14 protein-coding genes are annotated in these 19,596 nt (G+C 50.9%); 6 read left to right on the forward strand and 8 right to left on the reverse strand.

What is annotated here, in order from left to right:
• Positions 1–108: 108 nt before the first annotated feature.
• Complete coding sequence (floA, locus tag IPN95_03355) at positions 109–1,092, reverse strand: flotillin-like protein FloA (protein MBK9448452.1); 984 nt, start codon at positions 1,090–1,092, stop codon at positions 109–111.
• Between the two features lie 132 nt (positions 1,093–1,224).
• Between floA and IPN95_03360 the strand changes: the two genes are divergently transcribed.
• Together IPN95_03360 and fsa are read left to right on the forward strand one after the other, a co-directional pair.
• Positions 1,225–2,046 (forward strand): hypothetical protein, encoded by an 822-nt coding sequence (locus IPN95_03360; protein ID MBK9448453.1) that lies wholly within the window; start codon positions 1,225–1,227, stop codon positions 2,044–2,046.
• A gap of 76 nt (positions 2,047–2,122) precedes the next feature.
• Positions 2,123–2,782, forward strand: a complete 660-nt coding sequence (gene fsa / locus IPN95_03365; GenBank protein MBK9448454.1) for a fructose-6-phosphate aldolase — start codon at positions 2,123–2,125, stop codon at positions 2,780–2,782.
• Between the two features lie 57 nt (positions 2,783–2,839).
• Here the strand turns inward: fsa and IPN95_03370 are convergent, their stop codons facing one another.
• The gene (locus IPN95_03370; protein MBK9448455.1) at positions 2,840–3,454 is read right to left on the reverse strand and encodes a hypothetical protein; all 615 of its coding nucleotides are present in this window, start codon (positions 3,452–3,454) and stop codon (positions 2,840–2,842) included.
• Between the two features lie 153 nt (positions 3,455–3,607).
• Here IPN95_03370 and IPN95_03375 point away from each other — a divergent pair, with 153 nt between their 5' ends.
• The 3 genes from IPN95_03375 (at position 3,608) to IPN95_03385 (ending at position 7,338) form a co-directional block, all read left to right on the forward strand.
• Positions 3,608–5,488: a PQQ-dependent sugar dehydrogenase gene (locus IPN95_03375; protein MBK9448456.1), complete on the forward strand. Its 1,881-nt coding sequence runs from the start codon at positions 3,608–3,610 to the stop codon at positions 5,486–5,488.
• A gap of 104 nt (positions 5,489–5,592) precedes the next feature.
• Positions 5,593–6,024: a lipocalin family protein gene (locus tag IPN95_03380; protein MBK9448457.1), complete on the forward strand. Its 432-nt coding sequence runs from the start codon at positions 5,593–5,595 to the stop codon at positions 6,022–6,024.
• Between the two features lie 75 nt (positions 6,025–6,099).
• Positions 6,100–7,338: a hypothetical protein gene (locus IPN95_03385; protein MBK9448458.1), complete on the forward strand. Its 1,239-nt coding sequence runs from the start codon at positions 6,100–6,102 to the stop codon at positions 7,336–7,338.
• A gap of 4 nt (positions 7,339–7,342) precedes the next feature.
• Here the strand turns inward: IPN95_03385 and IPN95_03390 are convergent, their stop codons facing one another.
• The 6 genes from IPN95_03390 to IPN95_03415 form a co-directional block, all read right to left on the reverse strand.
• Positions 7,343–8,869: a family 10 glycosylhydrolase gene (locus IPN95_03390; protein MBK9448459.1), complete on the reverse strand. Its 1,527-nt coding sequence runs from the start codon at positions 8,867–8,869 to the stop codon at positions 7,343–7,345.
• A 152-nt stretch (positions 8,870–9,021) separates the two neighbouring features.
• Positions 9,022–11,346: a T9SS type A sorting domain-containing protein gene (locus IPN95_03395; GenBank protein ID MBK9448460.1), complete on the reverse strand. Its 2,325-nt coding sequence runs from the start codon at positions 11,344–11,346 to the stop codon at positions 9,022–9,024.
• Positions 11,244–14,114, reverse strand: a complete 2,871-nt coding sequence (locus IPN95_03400; protein MBK9448461.1) for a hypothetical protein — start codon at positions 14,112–14,114, stop codon at positions 11,244–11,246. The genes IPN95_03395 and IPN95_03400 overlap by 103 nt, the downstream gene beginning before the upstream one ends.
• Positions 14,115–14,333: 219 nt before the next feature.
• Positions 14,334–15,572: a hypothetical protein gene (locus IPN95_03405; GenBank protein MBK9448462.1), complete on the reverse strand. Its 1,239-nt coding sequence runs from the start codon at positions 15,570–15,572 to the stop codon at positions 14,334–14,336.
• A gap of 190 nt (positions 15,573–15,762) precedes the next feature.
• Entirely contained in the window at positions 15,763–16,284 is a 522-nt protein-coding gene (gene purE / locus IPN95_03410) for a 5-(carboxyamino)imidazole ribonucleotide mutase (GenBank protein MBK9448463.1), read from the reverse strand.
• Complete coding sequence (locus IPN95_03415; protein MBK9448464.1) at positions 16,266–17,423, reverse strand: 5-(carboxyamino)imidazole ribonucleotide synthase; 1,158 nt, start codon at positions 17,421–17,423, stop codon at positions 16,266–16,268. Before IPN95_03415 ends, purE begins: the two co-directional genes overlap by 19 nt.
• Positions 17,424–17,614: 191 nt before the next feature.
• Here IPN95_03415 and IPN95_03420 point away from each other — a divergent pair, with 191 nt between their 5' ends.
• Entirely contained in the window at positions 17,615–19,576 is a 1,962-nt protein-coding gene (locus tag IPN95_03420; protein ID MBK9448465.1) for an OmpA family protein, read from the forward strand.
• Positions 19,577–19,596 lie beyond the last annotated feature (20 nt).

Raw genomic sequence — 19,596 nt, forward strand, 5'->3', positions numbered from 1 at the left:
CATTTGCCGAATTCTCTATCAACAAAATCGGCCTGAACTTGTCCCGTTTCACATCCGTGGATGTTGAATCGGTACATATTCAGGCCGAATGATGCGCCTTTCGCGTCTTTATTCTTGCTTTTCGCCGGAAATGGCTTTGCGCATATCCGTATCAGACTGCAAATTTTTGAGCTTGTAATAATCCATCACGCCCATGTTACCGTTGCGCAAGGCTTCGGCGATGGCCAAAGGAATTTCTGCCTCGGCTGCGATGACCTTGGCCCGCATCTCCTGCGCAAGCGCGATAAACTCCTGCTCCTGCGCAACTGCGAGTGCGCGACGTTCTTCGGCTTTGGCATTTGCGACCTTCAAATCCGCCTCTGCCTGATCGGTCTGCAATTTCGCGCCGATGTTTTCGCCGATGTCGATGTCAGCGATGTCAATCGAAAGGATGGCGTAGGCAGTTCCCGAATCCAATCCTTTTTCGAGCACCTTTTTGGAGATCATATCCGGATTTTCGAGCACCATTTTATGGTTTTCCGCAGAACCAATGGTGGTGACGATTCCCTCGCCGACCCTTGCAAGGATGGTTTCCTCCCCTGCTCCACCGACAAGGCGGTGAATGTCTGCACGCAAGGTAATGCGGCTTTTGGCAATCAACTGAATGCCATCCTTGGCAACAGCGGCTACGGGCGGACTGTTGATCACGCGCGGAGTAACTGAATCATGCACAGCGCGATAGACATCACGTCCAGCAAGGTCGATTGCTGCTGCCAATTTGAAGTCCAAATCGATGTTGGCCTTGTCTGCTGAAATCAATGCGTCGATCACAGCATTGATGTTGCCTTTGGCAAGGTAGTGGGTTTCGATTTCCGAGATGGTAATCGTGATTCCTGCCTTGGTCGCTTTGATCAAATTATTGACCACTAGCGACGGAGGGATTTTCCGGAGACGCATCCCGATCAATTGACCGATGCCAACCTTCACTCCTGAAAAAAGTGCCGTGATCCAAAGACCGACCGGTACAAAAAACAGGAAGAGGAAAATGAAGAAAATGGATCCGACAATGATCGCAATGGGCATTATCGGAATATCCTGAGCGAGTGTTACCATGTGCTTTTCAAATGAGGGTTAATAAAGCAAAGGTAATAAATTCCAAATGTGATCAAAGCGAATGTGATTCTAGGCGAATGAATGGTTTGTTCGAAAATCGTTAACTTTGAGTAAGTATTAACGAGGCTTCCCATGTCACTTGCGCGACTCGACAACGAAATATTCTTCAAAAAGGCGTTCACGGACCCCTTTGTTTTCCGTGCGTTTGTCAAAGACATCATCGGCATCGAAGTCAATCCTGAAAAAATTGAAACTGAAAAAGGATTTGAGCCAAGTGTTGGCAATGTGGACTTTCGGTATGACATCTTTGCTGAAGACGTAGCAAAGCGCGTAATCGTTGAAATTCAGAAGGTTGAGTACGATCACAACTTCGACAGTTTCCTTCATTATCACCTGCAGGCAATTACGGAACAACAAACGGGCTCGGGCAAGGGGTACGCCGTGGGCAAAACCGTATATACCATTGTCGTGATCACGGCCCCGTACAAAGCCGATCCAAGAACCGGTGAAGTCTATCAAGATGACGTGTTGATATCGTCTATCAATCCCAAGAATCTCAAGGGGATGGAACGGAGGATTTTCAACCACGAATTGATTTTCCTGAACCCGAATTACCGTGGTAGCGATACGCCACCCAACTATTTGGACTGGCTCCAATTGATTTCTGAAAGCATCTCCCACCCCGAAAATCCAAAGATCAATTTCCTCAATGCAGGTGTACAACGTGTTGCCAGCCTGCTGGATCACAACAACATCAGTCCGCAGGAATGGGAACTGTCCAAGATTGAATATGGCAAGAAGGTGGTCCTGGAAATCAAGTGGGAAGAAGGCATCGAGGAAGGCGAAGCTCGAAAGGCAAGGGAGGTAGGAAGAAACTTGAAGTCAATGGGAATGGATGCCGATACAATTTCCAAGGCTACCGGCTTGTCAGACGAAGAAATCTCAAATCTTTAGGTTTTTTGCCTGATTCCCGTTTTGTTTTGACGAGCGAGCCACTTACCTTTGCACCCTCATTTTCAGTAGGGATAGCATGAAGTTTTTCATCGATACAGCCGATCTCAAAGAAATTCAAGATGCCAACGACCTTGGTGTTTTGGATGGTGTCACGACCAACCCATCGTTGATGGCAAAAATCGGTGTGACAGACTTTCGCGCCCATTATGCAGCGATCTGCGAATTGGTGGATGGGGACGTTAGTGCAGAAGTTTTGAGCACTGATTTTGCTGGAATGATGAAGGAAGGGCTCGAGCTTGCCGCGATTCACCCCAATATCACGGTGAAGGTGCCGATGATCCGCGATGGCGTCAAGGCCATCAAGGAACTGACCCAACGCGGGATCAAAACCAATTGTACGTTGGTGTTTTCTCCGGTGCAGGCACTTGTGGCTGCCAAAGCAGGCGCCACCTACGTCTCCCCTTTCCTCGGTCGTCTCGACGATGTCGGCCACGACGGCATGGATTTGATCCACACCATCCGGGAGATTTTTGACAACTACGGTTATCCTACGCAAATCCTTGCTGCAAGTATTCGCCACACTTTGCATGTGGTGCAATGCGCGCAAGCCGGCGCAGACGTGGCGACGATGCCGCTTTCTGTCATCGATCAATTGATCAAACATCCGTTGACGGATATCGGTCTGGCTAAATTCCTCGCCGATCATAAAAAGAATATTGAAAAATCCGGCCTCTGATCGGGCCTAGTTGATTTTGAATGTTTGTGTGGGGCCTCCGATGGAGGCTCCTTTTTTTTACTTCGCAGGCGAGCTGCTTGCGGGTTGGCCCTTGATCTGTCCCTTTGCAGAGGGTACTCCGGGAACGACTGCAGGTTTGGCAACCACGGCTGGCTTTACAGGCTCAGCAGCCTTGACGGGCGGAACTGGCGCACGGCCCACCGTCCATTTTTTTTCAATTTCTGCCAATCGTTTAGAAATGGCATCCAAATGTGCGGTTTGAGCTGCAATACTTGCTGCTTTGGCCTCTAAAGTTGCATTTTCATACTTTCCAGACTTGCTCGCAAGGCTCAGTGCCTCGGCAGTCTTTGCCAATTCTGCCCTTGCTTCATCGATTCGGAGATGCGCTGCTTGGAAATCGGATGCCTTCACAAGGCTGAATGACTTCGTCGGTCGAGGACCTGCCTCGAACGTATCTACCACGCTTGGTGGCGCCACGACAGGAAATGCCTGCAATGAATCCCGAAAGGCCTTCATGGAGGCGCTACCGCGCATCGCAGCTTTGCCATTCACCAAATTCGTGTCGGCGTTCATTTGCGTTGGCTCCTTCTTGATTTTGTTTTTTTGCGCAACAACTGCATTCGCTGCAAACAGCAATACCATCAGGGCCAAAAAGGAAACTCTTGGATTCATTGATTCAAAACTACCAAAATCCCCACAATCCTACAATCCATGACCAGGCACGCGATGGTAAGGAATGCAACCCACACGACGATTTCGAGGAAGGTTGTTGGTCGGTGAGGTGGGAATTCTTACTTTTAGGCTTGGTTACCTCAGCGTTTCTGTATGAAAAAGATATTTTCGTTCCTATTTATCAGCTATTGCTTGCACCTTGCCGGTTTTTCTCAGCCGGGACAAATGAGCATGGTCAACTTTTCAACGGGATTCAACTCTCCCGTTGACATTACGCATGCGGGTGATGAGCGGATTTTTGTGGTGGAGCAGGACGGTAAGATCTTCATCGTCAATCAGCAAGGGCAACGGATCACCACGCCGTTTCTCAACATTGATCCGCGAGTCAATTCGGGAGCAAGTGAACGTGGATTGCTGGGGCTTGCCTTCCATCCCAAATACGATGAAAACGGCTTTTTCTACGTCAACTATACCAATTCGGCAGGAAGTACAGTCATTTCGCGGTTCAGTGTCACCGCTGACCCAAATGTCGCGGATCCAAACAGCGAACAGATCTTGTTGACGATAACACAGCCCTATTCCAACCATAACGGCGGATGCATCAAGTTTGGGCATGACGGCTACCTTTATATAGGTATGGGTGACGGCGGCAGTGGCGGAGACCCTGGTAACCGTTCACAAAACGGCCAAGAATTGCTCGGAAAAATGCTGCGCATTGACGTCGACAATGGCACGCCTTATGCGATTCCTCCATCCAACCCCTACTTTGGCAGCACGTCAGTTCAAGAAGAAATCTGGGCATTCGGGGTGAGAAATCCTTGGAGATTCAGCATGGACAAGGTCACCGGGGACATGTGGATCGGTGATGTCGGCCAAAATGCCGTGGAAGAAATCGACTTCTGGGCTGCAACGGACACCACCTTCCCAAACTTCGGATGGAGGTGTTATGAGGGTTCGGCCGCGTACAATACGAGCGGGTGCCAAAGTCAATCCAACTATGACTTTCCGATCTACGAATTTCCACATAGCCAAGGCAACTGCTCTGTGACGGGAGGCTTCGTGTACCGCGGCGCACGGTACCAATCGATGTGGGGCTATTATTTCCATACCGACTATTGCGGCGGCTACCTCTGGCAAACACATGACAATGGCATGGGCGGATGGACCACCACCCGCAGCGCGACCACCTTGTCTTCCAACAACCTGGTATCTTTTGGCGAGGATGTTTACGGCGAACTTTACCTAGCCGGGACATCCACCGGGATCATCTATCACTTGCGGGACACCACTTGCACACCTATGGCTTATATCCCCGGCGGAGATACGGTTGGCGTTTGTCAGTCTTCTGGCCAACTGACCTGCTTTGGAGGGCCGACCCTTGATTATCAATGGCAACTCGGCGGCACCAATGTTGTCGGTGGCAATGCTGCTTCATTGGGAGTCAGCGTTGCGGGCGACTACCGGGTAATCGTCAGCAATGGCAGTTGTGCAGACACTTCGAATACGGTTTACGTGCAGCTTGTGCCAGCCCCAATTGTTTCTATGAGCCTTCCATCGGCAAGCTATTGCGATTTTGATGCGCCCGTTGCAGCAACCCTGAGCCCACTTGGCGGAAGTCTCTCTGGCCCAGGTGTTTCGGGTGGCTCATTTGATCCATCGGTGGCAGGTGCCGGAAACTATCAGTTGATTTATACCTATTCCGACAACGGTTCCGGCTGTTCCGCCTCAGACACATTTGATGTTGCCGTTACCGTTTGCGTTGGTGTTGGCAGTCCCAATTCGCCGGACATGAGCCTCAGCCCCAATCCTGGAAACGGACTTTTTCAGCTGGAATTTGAAATGCCAATGAGCGCGGAATACAGTCTGGAGATATTGGATCTTCAAGGCCGCCAACTTCAAAAGATGCAATTCTCTGCCAATTCAGGCCGTGTTGTCAAGGTATTGGACCTTCAGGAATTGGCATCCGGCCCTTATTTCCTGCGTTTACGGATCGGAGAATTGGTGAGCACGAAGAAATTCTCCATTCAGAAGTAATGTAAGTGTGGAAGCCTGCTAAAATTGGGCTTTTTTGAATTCCGGTTTTTGCGGAATCGACGATATTCAACTATCTTGGTGGCAGTAGAAAATCAATCAATAGGATGCATTTTAAAACAAGTTTCAACTCGAATTGGCTGGTCGCTCTGGCATTGGTCATGGCCTTGGGAGCCTGTAAAGGCAAGGTTGATGAAAAGACCGAGTTGATCGGAATCTGGCAATTGCATTCCATTAATGTCAACGGACAAGAAATCGGCGATGGCAAGGGCTACCTCGAATTCAAGACCGATGGTACAGTTTTCAACCGCACAGGTCCCGGGATTTACGACGACGGGAAATACGAAATCGATCCAACCAAGTCGCAAATCGTGATGAAGCAAGATACCTCCAGCCTATTGTACACATATAAGATGGGCAATGATTCGCTGACGATGAAGTCCAACGACAACGGACTTGCCCTGATGCTAAGCGGTCATAAGGTTGCAAAGTTGCCGATTACACCGGAAACCGATGTCATGCCTGAAGGCATGCGCTAGTGGCGACATTTGCTTCATTCGTTTCTCCTGCCTCCCAGCCACAAGTTTGGCTTCGGGATCTTGCAATTGGTTTCATTGGCCTTTGCACCCCTGTTGTTGGGGGGATGTGAGGAATCCAAGCCAGATGAAAAACGCAATGCTTCCGTCATTGGTTATGAATTCTATTCCAGTCTGGATTCCACAGAATCCGATTCGATAGATGCTGTTGCAGCAAGTGGATTGGATTTATTCAGCAGGTTATCTGGAGAAAGCCAGGTTTTTGCAGCTTGGGAGGAATGGCCTGAGATATCCATTCAGTCAAAAATATGCGATCAACTTTCCGCCACACCGACAGCGCAACTTTTTGTATTGTTGGATCCCGAAGCCTATGCGATCGCAGATGATCTGCACTCCAAAGAATTCCCCTTCCAAAACCACCCGCAGGTGCAATTGGAAAATAAAAGCAATCCGAATGCAGGCCTTCTCAGCCCCAAAAGCCGAGCCGCTGCGCTGCTCCTGAATTTGATCCTAGCAACGAATCTACGTCCGCAAGCAGCTGACGATGGCCGATTTACGATATATTCCAGCGCTACATCGCTTGCCAGGCCTACCAATTCCACTATCTCAGAGGCCATTCGCATCTACGGTGACAGCAGTTTATACGGCAGGTGCTTGGCCTATTGGGAAGCCTTGCGCGACAACCGTACCGAATTCGGGTTTGTGACGAGCCATACCTACAGCAATCTTCACGACCATCAAACATGGTTTTTCCCCGATCAGCTTGCCACGGTTCCCGAAAATTCCATGCGGATATTATCCGCTTTGGAGACGGGAATTGCACAAACGCATCAACCTGCAAAAGTGAGACTCGTCGTTTCAGGTGCGGATATTTGTCATGCCCCGTTCTTCGAAAGTCTGGCCAAACTCGCTGTGGAGCAAGAAATCGACCTCAAAATTGTGATTGCGGATACAGAAACGGTGGCAATCGATGCAGTGCATAGCTTGAGTGCATTGGATGACGGTAACCTTCGAATTCTGGCTGCAAAGGATTCGCTACAACGCCATCAACTGTCTTCGCGCATATTGCTGATCGACGGTCCTTATTCCCTGAATGAAGGCGAGCCATCCACACGAAGGAGATTGACCTTTTTCTTCAGCGACGATTTTAATTTGACTTCCCAGCGCCAGAACAGCAGCATTTGGATTCGAATTGCAGACAAACGCGTGTTTTTGGAGGCTGAAAAACACTGGGAACGTATTTGGGCGCTTTCCGAAAACAAGCCATTGACCCAAGCCATTCATTTTGGGAGGCAGCGTCGCTGTACTATTCCCTAAGGATTTACTCGTACACAATGGTGCGGTAGATAAACCGTTCACTTTCATTGTGCAAGCGGTCCACAGAGGTCACTGCGTAGGTATAGGTTTGTCCCGCTTTGGCGGTCAGATCGAGAAAATGGCGTTCCCTGCTTAAGGAAAGGATGTTGCGGGGATCATTCAGGTCATTGACTTGGCCCTCTTCAAAGCGATAAACGACATAATAGGTAGGCAAATCAAGATCCTGAGCAGGTTCGGGAGCCTCCCAAGCGAGATAAAGGCCGTCGGTTTGTGGGTAGACTTTCAAGTCGATCGGACGATTGGGGGGAATGCTGTCGATCCAAGGCATCGAAGGGACAAGCGCAGGGTGATTGTACATTTCATACCGCATGGAGTTGCCGATCCCGCCGGCATTGTCCATGATCGTCGAGCAACGAAACCATGCACTGCCGCAGACCTGATCTTGGGACCGGCACAGCTCGACTTGGTTCACAAATTCGGAAGCCTTGGCCCAACTGGGTTTGGTTTCACTTTGCAGCAGGTAGATGGCGTGACCGATATAAATGTGCCGATCGGAACTTTGCTTGTCCCACCATTCAAGCAAAACATCAAATGCAGCGCGATCACTTCCGATTTTCCAATAAAGCTGCGGCACCATATAGTCCACCCAGCCGTATTTCAGCCATTTTCGCGTGTCGGCATACAACTCGTCATAAGCGCTCAAGGCACGTATCGTTCCACTTCCACGCAGGTCCTCGTCATCGTTTCGCCATACGCCAAACGGGCTGATCCCGAATTTTACCGTCGGGCTGTTCAAAAAGATGCTATCGGCCAATTCCTCTACGAATGCGTCCACGTTGTGCCGTCTCCAAGCCTTGATGTCGTTGAATCCATTTCCGAATGTCCTGAAACTACGGCTGTCTGGAATCGGCTGACCGGCAATGGGATACGGATAAAAATAATCGTCAAGATGGATGCCGTCAATGTCGTAATTCCGCACAACCTCCATGATTACCCGCACAAGGAAGTGTCTCGCCTCCGGCACGCCGGGGTCGAAATACTTGGAGATTCCATAGTTGAAAAACCAATCGGGCCGGGAATTGATCAGATTGTCTTTTGCGACGGAACTCAGGTTGATGTGCGAAAGGGCGCGGAATGGATTGAACCAAGCGTGGAATTCCATGTTGCGCTCATGGCATTCCTCGACCATGAATTGGAGCGGGTCATAAAAGGGCGACGGTGGCATGCCCTGCCTGCCAGAAATATACTGCGACCAAGGAGCGATTTTACTCGGGTAAAATGCATCCCCTGCCGGCCGGACCTGTACAAAAACAGCATTCATCCCGGCAGACTCGAGATTGTTCAGGATTTTAACGAATTCATTTTTCTGGAGATCACTGTGCATATTGGCCCGCGATGGCCAATCCAAGTTTGCCAATGTGCAGATCCAAGCCCCGCGAAACTCGCGCTTGGGTGGCATCGTTGACTGACCGAAAACCGTCACAGCCACCGACAACCCCAAAAGTCCTAACAGAATTTTCCTCCAGCGCATCTGCATCAAGGCAAAGGTACAAAATCCGATCCTAGCAGAATGTAAATCTGAGGAGTGACAGGCAGTAAAATTCGGTGAAATCCAAATTCCGGAAAAAGAAACGGGCCAAGTCCCGAAGGATTTGGCCCGTTCTCAGAATTCAATCGCCGAACTTATTTGCCGACGACGATCTTTTTGGTGCTGATTTCAGCTCCTGCCTTCAACTCTACAGAATAAACTCCACTTGCGACATTGCCGAGGTTCACCTCTACCCTGCCTGAAGTCGCTTGCGTGACCATTTTTTCCCAGATTTTCTGACCGAGCTTATTGTACACCGTCACCGTCAAGTCTTCAGCGGCATCCAATTCGAAAGCGACGAAGAAGACTCCCTGACTTGGATTCGGATAGATTTCCATACCCATTGCTGAACCTGCTTCGACGGCAACCAAAGTTGCGACCGTCGCGGTCACGACTGTCGTACAGCCGTTTGCATCCGTCACTGTGCAGGTATAGGTGCCTCCGGCAAGTCCAGTGGCCGTTTGACCCGTCTGACCGTTACTCCAGAGGTAGGTATAGGGCGCAGTTCCTCCGTTTGGCGTTGCCGTTGCGCTGCCATCCAAGGCACCCGAATTGCTTTCATCGATGACGGTGGACGTTGCCGAAAGTGCAGATGCAGGCTCGGTAATCGTGATCGTCGCCGTTTGGGTGCAGTTCGATGCGTCGGTTACCGTGACCGTGTAGGTACCGGCGGCAAGGTTGGATGCGGTTGCTGTCGTCTGACCATCGCTCCAAAGGTAAGTATAAGGCGCGGTGCCGCCTGTTGGATTAGCGACCGCGCTACCCGTGCTTGTGCCAAAGCAATTCACATTCACCTGACTCCCGATCGCCACCGATGGTGCCGAACTTGCATTGATCGTGACAACGGCAGTTCCCGTGCAGCCTGCCTGATCGGTCACTGTTACTGTGTAATTGCCGGCGGCCAATCCATTTGCCTGCGCCGTAGTTTGACCATCGCTCCAGAGGTAGGTGTAGGCACCCGAGCCACCTTGCGCAACGGCAGATGCGACCCCGTTGGACAATCCGCAACTAGTCGAGGTAAAATTGAAGATGTTTGCGGTCACGGCTGTGGAAGCCCCAATGGTAACTGCACTTGTTCCGGTACATCCCACACCGTCTGTGACGGTGACCGTATAACTGCCTGCACCCAACCCGGAAATGTTCTGAGTGGTGGCACCATTGCTCCAGAGATAGGTGAAGTTTCCGTTTCCGCCTGCTCCAATGGCACCCGCAGAACCGTCATTCTGCCCGCACGTGGTTGGAGAGAACGTAGGAACACTTGCAAACACTGCATTTGAGGCATTGATCACCAAGGTAGCCGTAGCTGTACAGGTACTGACGTCGGTCACGGTCACCGTATATGTGCCTGCTGCAAGTCCAGAAACCGATTGTGTGGTAGCGCCATTGCTCCACAAATAGGTGTAGCTCGTACCGCCCGTTGGCGAGGCCGTGCCAGAACCATTCGACAGGCCACAACTCGATTGCTGCACCTGTGTCACCGAAGCGGTGACGTTGCCTAAGCTTGCAACGGTTACCGTTCCGACTGCAAAACAGTTCGGGCTTCCACTTGTGACCGTAACGGTATAGGATCCGGCGGCTACCCCTGTGATCGTTTGCGTGGTAGCACCATTGCTCCACAAATAGGTATATCCTCCAGGACCACCGGTTGCTGCGACCGTGGCGGTTCCATTGCTCTGACCGCAGGATGCAGGCGTATTGCTCGTAGCATTTGCAGAAACACCCGTAGATGCGGCCACCACTGCAGTTGCGGTTGTGGTGCAATTCCGTGTATCTGTCACGGTCACCGTATAGGTTCCTGCAGCCACATTCGAAATTCCCTGGGTTGTCGCTCCGTTGCTCCAAAGATAGGTGTAGCCTGCAGTTCCGCCGGTTGCACTAGCAGTCGCGGAACCATTTGCCAAACCACAAGATGTCGCAGTTGGTGTTGTGGAAGCCGCCAAAACAGCAGCAGGCTGCGTAATGGTCACCGTTGTGGTGGCCAAACAGCCCCAAGCATCTGTCACCGTACAGGTATATGCGCCTGCGACAAGGCCCGTAATGGATGCCGTTGTAGCGCCATTGCTCCACAAGTAAGTGTAGGGTCCGCCGCCGCCAGTCGGAGCTGCGGTTGCCGTACCGTTGTTTCCATTGCGGCAACTTACAGGCGTATTGTTCGGAACACTTGCCGTCATCGTGCAAGCATTGTCAGCGCAGATGTTGAGCGTCCACGCGGTCAATGTACCGCCATCTTGATCAAACAAATCCTCGATGCGCAGTTTCCACCAGCCTGTCGGCACGGTTCCATTAAACGTGGCAAGATTTCCGCTTGGATGATACGTCAAGCCGCCAGTGATCGGACACGCAATCGTATTATAGGCGGGACCTGCATCGTCAAATTTGATGTTGAAGTTGTCATTATCGGTACACAGGCCATTGAACAAGACGATGTTGGCACCGTTGGACCGATCAGGGTCATACGAAGGTCACTGACCCAAGTATGCGTTCCAACGAGGTTGGTCACGTTGACGTCCGTGACCGTGCCACCGACACCCACATAGATACTGTCGGTAATGATTGGCGTTCCAGTGGAAGAAATCGTTCTTGGAACCGTCGTGCTGATCGGTGAAAAGCATGTCACGTTGTTGGTTGTGAAATTTCGGGTGGTCGAATAGGCACCGTTGCCACAACCATTGCTTCCTCTCACTCTCCAATAATACAAGGTGGTGCTGTTCAAAGGTGGGGCTGGGACATAGCTCGCTGTAAGCAAACCTGTTGCAGTCCGCACGATGTTGGTAAAACCCGCATCCGTCGCGATATCTATGCTGTAGGTAGCACCTGTTTGTGCGGTCCAAGTCATCGTCGGTGCCGTACTCACACCGGTCGCGCCGTTGGCAGGGGAAGTCAGCACGATTGCTGTCGGTGCTGCACTTGTAACTGTCAGGGTTACTGTTGTCGAATGGATACCTGACGTAGCATTTCCTGAAACGGTGATCGTATATGTGCCGGGTGCAATCGCGCCGGTTCCCGAAATGGTCATCGTGGTATTGTTTCCAGGTGTGACCGGATTGGGGCTGAATGTTGCTGTACCGCCGACAGGGACGCCTGTTGCCGACATGGTGACAGCACCCGTGTATCCGCCAAGGCTTTGCACACTGATGCTGTAGACTGCATTGGCAGGCGCGCAGATCGATTGTGTCGTCGTCAATGCCAGCAATGAATAGTCTTGGGTTGGTGCCGTAATTGTGAAGTTGACATCGCTGATGTCAAAAAAGATATTGTTGGCAGCCTTGACCATGACCCTTGCAGTGGTCGTTGGGTTGTTAGGCACAGTCACCGTGAAGGTTCCGGTGTTGGCGACGTTGGTAGCCAACGTGATCGGATAAGTGAGTCCACCATCGGTAGACAAGTAAATGTTCACATTGGCGCAAGAAATGGGAGCAGCGGTGGTGTTGGCCACGTTCCAAGTGACATTCTGTGAAGATGTTGCAGGCCAGGTCACTGCGGTATTCGGAGCAGTGACCACAAATGGTCCCGCTGTACTGAGGACGCGCACGGTCATGGTGTCATTGTCGCCACAGCCACCGCCAGGGTGGTTGTCACGCACGTAACAACCGAACCGCATGTTGCGGGTGACACTTGGCAACACTTCCCAAATGGAAACCGTTCCTGCGGCCAAATCGCTCAAGCGAGGAAAATAACGACTGCCACTTGTCACAGCCGGACGTGACCTGAACTGTGGACCTCCCGTGTTTGTCGCCACCGGAGGTTGTGTGTTGGTAGCATTGTCATACTGCTCCCAGCAATATGTGATCGGATCGTTATCGGCATCAGTAGCAGATGCAGTGAGCACAAAAGGGGTACTGCGGGGAATCGTGAAATTGCTGAGCGTGGTCAATACGGGTTGGTTGTTGGTCAATCCCGGATTGACATCGCAGCTCGCTCCACCCGCCAATAAAAAGGCATAGATTTCTCTCAAACTCACAAAATGGAAGTAATCGTCGCTGTTGTTGGCGACGTTGTGCGTTCCGCATATGCCGGCGTAAGCCATGATGGTGGTCCCGGATCCGGTTTCCATCGCGGTGTTATTGTTTTGATTGCCGTTACATGCATCCTGATTCGAATTAAAGGTGTGGTTACCACCAAATTGATGCCCCATTTCGTGGGCGACGTAGTCGATGTCAAATGGGTCGCCGACCGGTGCGCCGGAACCGGTCACACCACGCGCCTTGTTGGTGGAGCTACAAACAACGCCCAATCCTGCCAATCCACCGGAGTTGGTTCCAAAAACGTGACCAATGTCGTAATTGGCTGAACCGATCACGGTCGTGGTATTGTTCTGATTTTGGGTAATCATCGTGCCTGGATTGCCATTGGTAAATGGATCCGTGGCTGAATTGGTGTAAACGATCAGGTTGTTGTTGGCAATGATATTGAGACGCACCGCGAATTCACGTTCGTAAACGCCATTGACACGGTTCATCGTCGTCACCTGTGCCGCTTGGGCCAAAGCCAGCGTTCCTCCATGGAATGCGGTGTATTCGCCAGTAGCTGAAAGCGCCAAGCGATAGGTGCGTTTGATGCAGTCACCAAAAAGACGAAGGTTGTTTCCTCCTTGTGGCTCCACTTCCTCCGCAGGGTTTCCCACAAAGTCACAAGTCATCACTTTGGAGGTTGCAAAATCCTTGCGCAAGTAAGAGATGTACAACTGCGTGTCTCCCATTGCATACGGATCAATGTAAACAGCGCTTTTCCCGGTGCGCAAAACCATCGCATGAAACCCTTGAGGCGTAGCATCCAACCGGATATAGGCCGTTGGGTCTTCAATTCCTTGACCAGCGTAGGTCCTGATTTCAGGAAACATGGCTGCAAGCGGGGCTTCCATGATCGGCGAATACACGATCCGGAAATGTTCAAATCCGCCTTCAGGCATTGGCAAACTCAAAATGTGCATCGATGAGCCGATCGCAACCGCATTTTCATGGGGTGCTGTCGCCAAAAAGGATTTCATTCCTGCAAAATCCAAACTCATCGGTCGGTACTTGTTTGGGAAAATGTACCGGGTACCGGTGGTTTGCATTCCCTTGGCGCCATGGTCGGTCCATAGACCCTCGGCACTCATGTTCCCACCGAACTGTTGGGCATTGCCATTGCCCCAAAAGGCAAGCGTCATAAGCCCTGTAAAAAGCGAATAGATTAACAATTTCCTCATACCTATTGCAGATTGATTCAACTACCAAACAGATTTTCTCGAGTTAAAGGTACGAATTCCGCCTGATGGATTTTGCCAACTGCCGACAAATCCTGCATTGAATTCGACAAAAAAAAAGGCTTTGAATGTAAAAGTGATGCGGATTCGAAGAAAAGGAAAAGCAAAAAGCTTGATTTCCATTTGGAACCAAGCTTTTTGCGTTTTCAAAATGTGTAATGATCAGGAGTTCCCGCCATCATCCGGGTTATCCGATGTATTCTCCTCCCCTTCAGGACTATCCACATTCTCGCCTTCGGTTTCATCAGCTTCCGCATCAGTCGATTCGTCCTCTACAGGAGGCTCCTCTGATGGGGAATTCGCTTCATTTTTGGGCGAAGACTTCGGTGCGGGAGCCGTCGTTGGCGGCACCGGATCAGGCGCTGGCGTTGGCTGCGGCTCCTGTTTACCAAAGCGCAACCTCAGGAGGCTTTGAAGCTGCTTGTACCAATAAGTCGAACCCAGGGACACTGCCCCCACCGTAAGAATCAAGCCAATGACCTTCATTAACCACCATGAAAACCCGCTACTTTTGGAATCCCAACCCGGACTCCCCGGCAGGATTTCACTCGACCAGCCGATTGGCAATACTTTCGTAGCGTTGATATCCTTATACAAGGTATCCAACGTGGTTTTGATCGAAATCAAGTCGTTGAGTGTTTGCAAAGAATCGGCCGAGGCGACTGTCTTGGTGGAAACAACAATCGAGTCCCCATTCAACCCCTGAAGCGTATCCGTGGTTTGAACCGTGGTCACCGGTGCTGGAACTGCCGGCGCACTCATCCTTGACTCCAGCGAATTGGAATATCCTTGTGCCGCCTGCACCGTTGCCGAACGCAATTCATCGTCGTTCCAGAACATCGTTGTCATTTTCACGGTATCGGCGTTCATGACACCTACAACGACCAACGACACGATCGTCACCCAAGTGCGCATCCGTTGGCGGTACCACTCGGTCACCCCTTCCATCGAATCGTTGAACCATGTTTCGATTTTCGCGCGCAGGGTGTCAAAATGATTGGCGCTGCTGTGTAAAATAGCCAACAATCGTTCCCTGGTCGCAGGGTCCTTGATGGTTTTGATCCGCGCTTCGATCAGTTTGAATTGTTCTTCGTCTGAAAGCGAATCGTTTTTACCCAAAATCTCCAACACAGCACTTGCAAAGTTGCGCGAAGTGATCGATGTCGGGTCTCCCAACTTGTCTTTCAGCGGCGAACTGATCAAATGGTGCTTGTACAATTCGGCAACAAAACCATTGTAGTGCTTGTCATCAAGCAGCCTACCGAGTGCCATTTTCATGTGCTTTGCCCGAAGTTTGCTCAACTTGACGCCAAGCTCCACAATCCCGGAACATATAATGCTGATCGCGAAATAGGCGAATGCCAGACCGATGCCGACTTCGATGATTTCCGTTCCAAACATACTGGTTTTCTAAGTTTTAGGGGTAATTGGTACCCGGAATGGACCATTGACCACTCCAAGCAGGCACAATTTAGGAAATTCTTCATATTTCCCCACAGGAATTTGCTCAACGCAAAAAAGCAAAGGTGCAATGGAGTGAATCCTGCACCTCTGTCCTGCCTTGTGTCAAATTGTTCTTGAAATGAGCAACCTACTCTTGGTCAAGAAACTTTTCGTAACCTTTGATATTCAGCGCTTCCGCGCTTTCAATCACCTTTTTGCGCAACGTTTCTTTGTAGGCGACAATCTTGTCCAGCACTGCGGGATTGCTCGCACCAATGATCTGCGTGGCAAGGATTCCAGCATTTCTTGCACCGTTCAAAGCCACAGTCGCCACTGGAATGCCAGCAGGCATCTGCAAAATCGACAGGATGGAATCCCATCCATCAATGGACATCACGGCTTTTACAGGCACGCCGATAACTGGAAGCGGCGTCACAGCAGCCACCATTCCCGGCAAATGCGCCGCGCCGCCCGCACCTGCAATGATGACTTTGAGGCCACGCGATGCCGCCGAACCTGCATAATCCATCAAGCGCTCTGGCGTGCGATGGGCTGAAACAATGGTGAGTTCGAAAGGAATTCCGAAATCGTCGAGGATGTCGGCAGCTTCCCGCATGACCTTGAGGTCCGAGGTGCTGCCCATGATAATACCTACTTGCGGGTTTTGCATGAGACTGCTTTTAAAGTGTTCTTGACGAAAACTGCCTTTTCCTTGGCAGTTTTTAGGTCGTCTGCGATGATCGTGATATGGCCCATTTTCCGAAATGGGCGCGTTTGTTTTTTGCCGTAAATATGGACGTAAACACCTTCGATGGCCAAAACTTCCTGAATTCCAAGGTATTCCACGTAGCCGGTTTCTCCCGGTTCGCCGAGAAGATTGACCATCACGGCGGCGCTGCGCGGCGTTACGGAGCAAAAGGGAAGGTCGAGGATGGCACGTATATGTTGCTCATACTGAGAGGTATAATTACTCTCAATAGTGTGATGTCCGCTGTTGTGGGGACGAGGAGCGGATTCATTCACCAGAATTTCCCCAGCAGGCGTCACAAACATCTCCACTGCGAGGATACCCACCAAATCCAAACCTTCGGCGACCCGAAAAGCGATTTCCCTTGCCTCGGTTTCCATTTCTCTCGAAAGCGTCGACGGGCTGAAAAGAAACTCGACAAGGTTGGCCGTCGGATGAAATTCCATCTCCACTGAGGGGTAAGCGATCATCTGACCGTTAGGGCGACGGGCCACAATCACCGAAATTTCGCGAATTCCACTTACGAACTCCTCGATCAGGCCGGGACCCTCGGGCAATGCCTCGATATCTTGCTGACTCCTCAGGATATTTACACCGTGACCATCGTACCCTTCCTTGGCAGCCTTTTGCACACAAGGAAACTTCATCCCGCCTTTCAGGAGATCAGCCTTCGAATCGTAAGTATAAAAGGCACTCGTGGGGATTTGGTTGCGTTGATAAAATTGCTTTTGCAGTCGTTTGTCTTGGATAATGCGGAGCGTGCTGGGCTTGGGATAGACCTTGGTTCCCTCCTGCTCCAGCCGTTCCAAGGCAAGAATATTGACGTGTTCAATTTCGATGGTGAGCACATCCACAAGCTTCCCAAATCGGTAAACCGACTCAAAATCCTTGAGATCACCCACTTCAAACACTTCTGCCCTGCCCTTGCAAGGAGAAAAACTCGATGGATCCAACACTGCTGTGCGAATGTCCATCCTTGAAAGGTCTTGAAGGAGCATTTTGCCGAGTTGGCCTCCGCCCAAAATACCCAGCATGAAATCAGAGGAAAAGTAGCGCGACATGGGCGCAAAACTAGCAAAATCACCTGAAGTATTCAGCACCCCGAACTGAATTCAATCGTGTGGCAAAGTTGTTCATGATGGATTTCGCATTCGTCAGAATTGTACAGTTGACACGCTTTTCCACAATTAACGGTCATCGCTGTTTCGGCGGGTTGAAGTAAGTTTGTGGATTCAATTGAAAACTAGCGCGCATGAAGCTTCAAAAACAGATTGTTTACCTTTTGGCGGTCGTTCTGACGACATTTTCCGGGCTACCTGCCCAGAAGATTTTCTGGCAAAAGGCAATTGGCGGTTCCGGCTATGACAACGGTATGCGCATGATTCCGACGGACCACAATTGTTTTATTTTGGCGGGAACAACGGCGTCGACCGATGGCCTTGGTAAAGGAAATCATTCCGTCGACAAGGCAGATATCGTGGTCTGCCGGGTAAGTGCCGAGGGGCAGGTAATCTGGAAAACCTTGGTTGGAGGTTCCAAAACAGAGCAATTCTCCGAAATGAAGCCCACGAGCGATGGCGGCGTGATCATCATCGGCACCACAGAAAGCTTGGACGGAGATGCTGTCGAAAACCATGGTAAAATGGACTTTATCCTAGCCAAGGTGGATCGATTTGGCAAAATCCAATGGACCAAGTGCTTTGGCGGCGTCGGCAACGACCAAGGACTTGCCGTAGTGGAAACGAGCGATGGCGGCTACCTGATCGGCGGCGAAAGCGGATCGCGTACAGGCTCCATGACCCACCACATCGGTGCGTTGGATTCTTGGATCGCCAAATTGGACGGCGGCGGCAAGGTCATGATGGAAAAAACCTTCGGTGGAAACGCCAACGAACGCGTATTGAATCTGCTGGAGCTCAAAAAAGACCGGTATTTGGCGGTTTGCGCGACCAATTCAATTGACGGCGATGTGAAAGATCCCTTGGGCGAAAAGGATGTTTGGCTTGTCTGTTTCTCCAAAAACTTTGACATCGTCTGGCAGCGCACCTACGGTGGCAGCGATTTTGACGAAACCCATCAAATTATCCGCACCAAATCAGGTGACCTCGTGCTTTGCGGAACGAGCTTCAGTGATGACCTCGACCTCGAAGGCAGCCCCAACCGCGGCCAAGGCGACAGTTGGATGTTTCGCATCAGCGATCAAGGCAATTTGAAATGGAGCAAACTCTACGGCGGCGCACGCAACGAGGGTGCAAATGCAGTCTCACAAACACCCGACGGGGGGTTTATCATGGTAGGGACAAGCAATTCCTTGGACAAATTTGTCGAGCGCAACAACGGACTGTATGATGGATGGGTGGTTCGTACCGACAGTTTGGGCAACAAAATTTGGTGGTACAACTTTGGCGGTGAGCAGTTTGAATACCTGTATGACGTCCGCGCCCTGGAAGGTGGTAACTATCTTGCATTGGGATTCGCAGAAAGCATCAAAGCCGACCTGTTGCCGCTGAAAAAGGAACTCGGGAATGACTTTTGGTTCTTCCGCTTTGGCGATCCCGGCGACGACAATGACAATGCACTGCGTAGTCAGCCATATTTGGAAGGTACGGTCAAAAGTGCGGCAACCGGTGAACCGATCAGTTCGGAGATCATTCTCACCGATAACAAAACGATGGCCAATGTCAAAAAGATGAAAAACACCCCAAGCACCGGTTGGTACCAAATGGACTTGCCGATGGATGGTAAATTTTCAGTAATGTTCAGCCAACCAGGCTATATGTTTTATGGACAAGACTTGGACTACCGCTTGCTCGCAGGCGGTCCGGAATTGCGGATCGACCCCGTTTTGGAGCCGATCAAAGTTGGCAGCAAGGTGATTTTGAACCTGATTGTGTTTGAAACGGGGAGCTATGACCTGAAACCTGAATCAGAGCCTGAACTGCGCCGCTTGAAGTATTTCTTGGAGACGAATCCCAAAGTCAAAGTGGAAATCAGCGGACATACCGACGCCACAGGTAACTTGAGTACCAAAAAGGAACTTTCCGAGCGCCGTGCCGCACGCGTACGTGACTGGCTCTTGAAAGCAGGTGTCGTTGGTCGCCAAATGCAAACTGCCGGATACGGCGCCTCCAAGCCGATCGGTGACGAAAGCACAGAGGAAGGCCGTGCCAAAAACCGCCGCGTCGAAGTGGAAGTGGTGGAATTGTTGGACTGAAATTTCCGAAAGCGGCTCGG

This window comes from Bacteroidota bacterium (genome assembly GCA_016718825.1).
GTDB lineage: Bacteria > Bacteroidota > Bacteroidia > J057 > JADKCL01 > JADKCL01.

Bases quoted from the DNA above. Each gene is read 5' to 3' on its own strand.
- floA (MBK9448452.1), bottom strand. From the start codon at position 1,092: ATGGTAACACTCGCTCAGGATATTCCGATAATGCCCATTGCGATCATT.
- IPN95_03360 (MBK9448453.1), top strand. From the start codon at position 1,225: ATGTCACTTGCGCGACTCGACAACGAAATATTCTTCAAAAAGGCGTTC.
- fsa (MBK9448454.1), top strand. From the start codon at position 2,123: ATGAAGTTTTTCATCGATACAGCCGATCTCAAAGAAATTCAAGATGCC.
- IPN95_03370 (MBK9448455.1), bottom strand. From the start codon at position 3,454: ATGAATCCAAGAGTTTCCTTTTTGGCCCTGATGGTATTGCTGTTTGCA.
- IPN95_03375 (MBK9448456.1), top strand. From the start codon at position 3,608: ATGAAAAAGATATTTTCGTTCCTATTTATCAGCTATTGCTTGCACCTT.
- IPN95_03380 (MBK9448457.1), top strand. From the start codon at position 5,593: ATGCATTTTAAAACAAGTTTCAACTCGAATTGGCTGGTCGCTCTGGCA.
- IPN95_03390 (MBK9448459.1), bottom strand. From the start codon at position 8,869: ATGCGCTGGAGGAAAATTCTGTTAGGACTTTTGGGGTTGTCGGTGGCT.
- IPN95_03400 (MBK9448461.1), bottom strand. From the start codon at position 14,114: ATGAGGAAATTGTTAATCTATTCGCTTTTTACAGGGCTTATGACGCTT.
- IPN95_03405 (MBK9448462.1), bottom strand. From the start codon at position 15,572: ATGTTTGGAACGGAAATCATCGAAGTCGGCATCGGTCTGGCATTCGCC.
- purE (MBK9448463.1), bottom strand. From the start codon at position 16,284: ATGCAAAACCCGCAAGTAGGTATTATCATGGGCAGCACCTCGGACCTC.
- IPN95_03415 (MBK9448464.1), bottom strand. From the start codon at position 17,423: ATGTCGCGCTACTTTTCCTCTGATTTCATGCTGGGTATTTTGGGCGGA.
- IPN95_03420 (MBK9448465.1), top strand. From the start codon at position 17,615: ATGAAGCTTCAAAAACAGATTGTTTACCTTTTGGCGGTCGTTCTGACG.